This is a genomic window from Streptomyces sp. (assembly GCF_050698815.1).
Classification (GTDB): Bacteria; Actinomycetota; Actinomycetes; order Streptomycetales; family Streptomycetaceae; genus Streptomyces.
Genome location: NZ_JBOHCV010000581.1, coordinates 1 through 4,791 on the forward strand (window position 1 = coordinate 1; position 4,791 = coordinate 4,791).

General features: G+C 72.5%; 3 protein-coding genes, 1 tRNA gene and 1 pseudogene. 2 read left to right on the top strand and 3 right to left on the bottom strand.

Going from position 1 to position 4,791, the window contains the following annotated elements; all coding sequences use genetic code 11:
• Positions 1 to 446: 446 nt before the first annotated feature.
• A tRNA-Ala gene (locus tag ACRDP3_RS20995) sits at positions 447 to 519 on the bottom strand.
• Between the two features lie 129 nt (positions 520 to 648).
• Between ACRDP3_RS20995 and ACRDP3_RS21000 the strand changes: the two genes are divergently transcribed.
• Positions 649 to 1,203, top strand: coding sequence for a helix-turn-helix domain-containing protein (locus ACRDP3_RS21000; RefSeq protein WP_431518526.1), 555 nt, complete (start codon positions 649 to 651; stop codon positions 1,201 to 1,203).
• Positions 1,204 to 1,254: 51 nt separating this feature from the next.
• A complete protein-coding gene (locus tag ACRDP3_RS21005; protein ID WP_431518527.1) occupies positions 1,255 to 2,487 on the top strand; it encodes a serine/threonine-protein kinase in 1,233 nt (410 codons plus the stop codon).
• 38 nt (positions 2,488 to 2,525) lie between these two features.
• Here the strand turns inward: ACRDP3_RS21005 and ACRDP3_RS21010 are convergent, their stop codons facing one another.
• Positions 2,526 to 3,998: a hypothetical protein gene (locus ACRDP3_RS21010; protein WP_431518528.1), complete on the bottom strand. Its 1,473-nt coding sequence runs from the start codon at positions 3,996 to 3,998 to the stop codon at positions 2,526 to 2,528.
• Positions 3,998 to 4,791 (bottom strand): annotated as a pseudogene (locus tag ACRDP3_RS21015) (hypothetical protein); the annotation flags it as partial. The gene ACRDP3_RS21010 and the pseudogene ACRDP3_RS21015, both read right to left, overlap by 1 nt.

The following is a 4,791-nucleotide window of genomic DNA, read 5'->3' on the forward strand; positions in this document are numbered from 1 at the left end:
TCGCTGCTGGTCCCCGCGCTCGCCCGCGACATCGGCCCGGCGGTGTGGTGGCCGAGCGCGCTGCGCCACCGCGGCTGAGACCCGCGTACTGGCGCGTACGCACGCGTTCGCGCCGGTGAAGTGGGGGGTGGCGGCATCCCGGACCCCCGGCACAGGACGGTCACGAACCCCCCACACCATGGCCGTACGACACCCCCGTCGTACCCGGAACTCGGCCCGGACGGCGCGGACTCCGTGACCGACAGCCCCCGGGCCACGACGTCACGTCACCATTCGTTCCGGGCCAGGGCGACGCTCGTACGTGTTCTCTCGCGCCCCCACCCGTCCCGCCGCCGCCCCGCCACTGCCCCCCGACCGTCGGCGCCGGCACCCCGCGACGCGGCGGCCACCACGCGAAGAGGACCCCCTGACAGTACGTTTCCGCACTTCAGGGAGTCCTCGAAAGGTGGAGCCTAGGGGAGTCGAACCCCTGACATCTGCCATGCAAAGACAGCGCTCTACCAACTGAGCTAAGGCCCCGCGGCACCACAGCCTACCGGCTCCGGGGAGCGAATTCCGACCGGGTATCGCCCCTTGTCGTGCACCCTCCGTAGGATGCTCGGCAAGTTCGCGCCAGCGAAGCGACCAGGGGAGTCCAGGGGAGACGTGATGGACGCAGCACAGCAGGAGACCACAGCGAAATCGCGTGAGCTGCAAAGCCAGTGGTACGGGGAGCCGCTGGGGACGCTCTTCCGCCGCCTCATCGACGACCTCGGCCTGAACCAGGCCCGGCTCGCCACCGTGCTGGGCCTCTCCGCGCCCATGCTCTCCCAGTTGATGAGCGGCCAGCGCGCGAAGATCGGCAATCCGGCGGTCGTACAGCGGGTTCAAGCCCTGCAGGAACTGGCCGCCGAGGTCGCACAGGGGGAGGTCAGCGCCGCCGACGCGACCCGGCGGATGGACGAGGTCCGGCGCACCGCCGGCGGCAGCGTGCTCAACAGCACGGCGCAGACGTCCGCTTCCGGCGGGCCGTCGCAGACGCCGGTGAAGCGGGTCGTGCGGGAGATCCAGTCGCTGCTGCGCTCGGTCTCGGACGCGGCCGACATCCTCGACGCCTCCTCGGCACTCGCCTCCACACACCCGGAGCTGGCAGAGTTCCTCCGGGTGTACGGCGCGGGCCGCACCGCGGACGCCGTCAAGCACTACGAGTCGCACCAGAGCTGATCCGGATCAGTCGGCAGGAACCAACCGCGAGCAGGGGGCAGGCACAGCGTCATGGGTGAGGTCTTCGCCGGCAGATACGAACTGGCCGACCCGATCGGCCGCGGCGGAGTCGGCGCGGTGTGGCGCGCGTGGGACCGGCGCCGCAAGCGCTACGTCGCGGCCAAGGTCCTCCAGCAGAGCGACGCGCACTCGTTGCTGCGGTTCGTACGCGAACAGGCCCTGCGCATCGACCATCCACACGTCCTGGCCCCTGCGAGCTGGGCCGCCGACGACGACAAGGTCCTGTTCACCATGGACCTGGTCAGCGGGGGGTCGCTGGCCCATCTCATCGGCGACTACGGCCCGTTGCCGCCCTCTTTCGTCTGCACGCTGCTGGACCAGCTGCTGGCCGGGCTGACCGCGGTGCACGCGGAGGACGTCGTACACCGCGACATCAAGCCCGCCAACATCCTGCTGGAGCCCACCGGCACCGGCCGGCCGCACCTTCGGCTGTCCGACTTCGGCATCTCCATGCGCAAGGGAGAGCCGCGGCTGACCGAGACCAACTACGTGCTGGGTACGCCGGGTTACTTCGCGCCCGAGCAGATGATGGGCGCGGAGCCGGACTTCACCGCCGACCTGTTCGCGGTGGGCCTGGTCGGGCTGTACCTGCTGACGGGCCGCAAGCCCGACTCGAGGGAGATGCTGGCGCAGTACGAGCACGGCGTACCGCCCGCCCCGGCCCGGGTGCCGGAACCGCTGTGGCAGGTACTGGGCCAGCTGCTGCAACCGGACCCGCAGCACCGCTTCCGTACGGCGACCGGCGCCCGTAAGGCACTGGCAGGCGCGGCGGAGATGCTGGCAGCACCTGTCGCAGGGTCGGCTGCGACGGCGGAGCACGAAATCGTCGAGGTCTTCGACCACATCGGTCCGCTGCCCGCGGGTTTCGGCCCGCACGGGCCGACCGCGGCGCCGGCGGCCGCGGTGTCGCCGCCGCCCTCGGCGACCGGGAGCTTTCATCTGTCGCCGCCGCAGGGCGGGTTCGGCGGCCCTCCGCCCGAGCAGCCCAGTACCCCGCCCACGCCGACACCGACACCGACCGGGACCGGGACACCGTCGCCGACGTCGGCGCCGCCCGCGTACGCGCCCCCGTCGTACGCACCCCGGCAGCAGCCGGCGCCCTACGGGCAGAGCCCTGCCTCACCCGCACGGAAACCGGGACCGCCCCCGAAGGTGGCGGTCCCGGTGCTGATCGTCGCGGTGCTCTGCCTGGCGGTCGGCATCTGGGCGCTGACCGGGATCTGAACCGGGATCCGACCGGGTCTCACACCGGGCGGCAGCGGCTACTGCCGGCCCTGGGGTGGCCGCTGCCCGTGATCCTGGCCCTGCGGCGGCCCGTATCCATGACCCTGCTGCTGCGGCCAGAACGGCACCGTCCCGGACTGGGTGACCGGTGCCTGCCCGGGTGCCTGCCCCGTTGCCTGCCCGGGTACGGGCGCCGCCCCCGGCCCCGCCCCCGTTGCCGCGCGCCGCCGGGCCATCAGCATCCACAGCGCCAGCGCCAGGATCAGCACCGTCCCGGCGCCGATGCCCCCGTACGCGACGAGTTCCAGCGTGCCGCTGCGCTCCGCCTCCGCCGCGCTCTGGCCCTTCTCCGCCTGCTCCTTGTCCTCCGCGCTCACCCCGAAGCCCGCCGCCGCGGCGTCGCCGTCGTACTTCGGGCCCGGCTTCGCCGCGCCCTTGACGTCGATGCGGAGGGTGAGCGGTGCCGTGCCCTTGAAGTACTCGGCGACCTTCGGGGAGACCGTCACGGCGAGGTAGTACCAGCCCGCGAGGGGCGCGTCGTAGCCGGAGTCGGCGAACCGGTTGCCGTAGTCCACCACCGGTGTGAGGGCGACCACCTGGGCCGACCGGTCGGGGGTGTACTGGACGAAGTGGTCGTCGTCGAACGCTCCGCGCGCGGGGTTGTACGTCGTCACCCCCAGCCCGTTGTAGACCGACTGCGGATACTCGCCCGGTGAGCTCGCGCTGCCCAGCTCCACTGCCGCGTTCAGCCGCTGCCCCCAGTCCAGGGGCACCCGGTAGAAGCGGGTGGCGCCGGGCGTGACACGGTCCTTCCACACTCCTGTGGAGACGGCGCCGGCGTCGTTGAAGCCCGTGCCGCCGTGCGCCTTCTTCTTCGCGCTGCCGCTGACCGGCGGCGGCGGTTCGTCGTCGGCGCCGTTGTCGGTGGGAGCGCCGGGCGCGGTGCCCTTGAGGCCCGGCTCCGACATGTAGCGGATCTCCAGTGGCCAGCGGGTCGGGTCGGAGGTCGCCGACTCCACCCGCTCGACCGAGAAGAGGTACGGGCCCGCCTGCTGGCACTCGTCCTCCGCGCCGATGACACGGGTGGCGTAGTCGGCGATCGGATAGGCCGCGCCCTGTGAGGTGAAGCCCGGCTGGGTGCCGCCGTCGCACGGGTCGCCGCCGACGGTCTCCAGGTTGATCTTCAGCCCGTCGCCGATACCCTGCACCTTCGCGCCCGGCACGGGGGCGGCCACGGCGGAGAGGAAGGCGCTGGACTTCGCGTCGAGGCTGACGCTGTAGTACTTCTTCTCCCCTCTGCCGATGGAGTCGGTGTAGATGCCGGGCTTGACGTCCGGGGCGTCGCCGCTGCTGGCCGTGCCCTTGATCTTCTTGGCGTCCTCGGCCATTCCGTACGCCGGCGCGTCCCCGCCGTCGGCCCCCACGGCCTGCCCCGGCACCGCCGCTACGACGCACAGCGCCGCCGCCGCGGCGACCACTCCGGTGGCACCCCGCCTTCCTCCGCGCCGCATCACCACGCGCCACCCCTCATCGCATTCGACCCGCCCTGATCACTGCTGCCTCCACCGCCGCCGCGACGTGCCCGTACGAACCAGAACGCCAGCCCGCCGAGCAGCACCACGCCCGCGCCGCCCGCGACCGCGGCGATCAGGGAGGGGCTCCATCCTGCACTGTCGTCCGCGGCGGTGTCCCTGGCCTCCCCGCCGCTCGTGCCCGCCTCGGCCGCCTTGGCCGCCTTGGCCGCCGGGGCGTTGTGCTCCGGGCCCGCCTTGGCCTGGCCCTTGACGTCGACACGGAGGGTGATGCCCACGTCGGGGTTCTCCGCGATGCGGGCGGCTTCGGCGCCGAGTGTGACCGCGATGTAGTAGCCGCCGGCGGTGTGCACGGGGATCACATTCGGGTCGTTCTCCCACCGGTTGGTCCAGGAGACCGGCACCCCACCCCCGGAGACCTTGCTCGGATCGCCGGTGTAGCTGCTCCGGGCATGCAGTTCGCCGCCCCGGGTGACCGGCTGCCGGTGGGGGGTGTAGGTGTCGGTGCGGCTGAAGGAGTACGCGGTGGCGGGCTCCTCGAGTGTCGGCTCGTTGCTGAACTCCACGTCGTAGCGCAGCTGCTGGCCCCAGCCGACCGGCACCCGGTACCAGAGCGTCTGGGCGGGCAGTATCTTGTCCCGCCACACGCCCTTGCCGATCCGGGCCGCGTCGTTGAAGCCGGTGCCGCCGCTGGTCTTCTTCGGCGGTCCCTGCGGCAGTTGCGCGTCCACGCCGCCCGCGCCGAGTTCGGGCTCGGACTGGGCGGGGGTGG